The following is a 347-nucleotide window of genomic DNA, read 5'->3' as shown; positions in this document are numbered from 1 at the left end:
ATTTTGTTAATGAATTAAGCCGCCGCTCGATTAAGGAGCGCGGTGTGTTTTTGTCTGCGTATGATATGCATCCCTACACTAAGGGCGCAGGTAAAGAGCTTGGCCTGCACAGCCAAACCTTACAGTGTATTGCAGGTGAGTATGTCACACGCCGCAAGCAGTTTAAGAAAGTGCGGCTGAACTGGCGCAAATCAGGCGGTGTACGTCGCTCACTGGGCTAGATACCCGTCAATACAGGTGCGGCGCAATGGAAAAATGGTCAGGTCTACCACAACGGCCACTATTTTAAAGTGTGGGATAGCTACGGTTTGAGCCAATATAGATTCCGCTCTAGTAGCTTCAACGAA

1 pseudogene is annotated in these 347 nt (G+C 49.0%); it reads left to right on the top strand.

Going from position 1 to position 347, the window contains the following annotated elements:
- Window positions 1–221, top strand: a pseudogene (locus TOI97_RS13265) (RNA-guided endonuclease InsQ/TnpB family protein); the annotation flags it as partial.
- Between the last annotated feature and the right edge of the window lie 126 nt (window positions 222–347).

It is taken from the genome of Denitrificimonas halotolerans (assembly GCF_034259425.1).
GTDB lineage: Bacteria > Pseudomonadota > Gammaproteobacteria > Pseudomonadales > Pseudomonadaceae > Denitrificimonas > Denitrificimonas halotolerans.
Note: the sequence above shows the minus strand (reverse complement) of the source record. Positions and strands in the feature narration are given on the sequence as shown.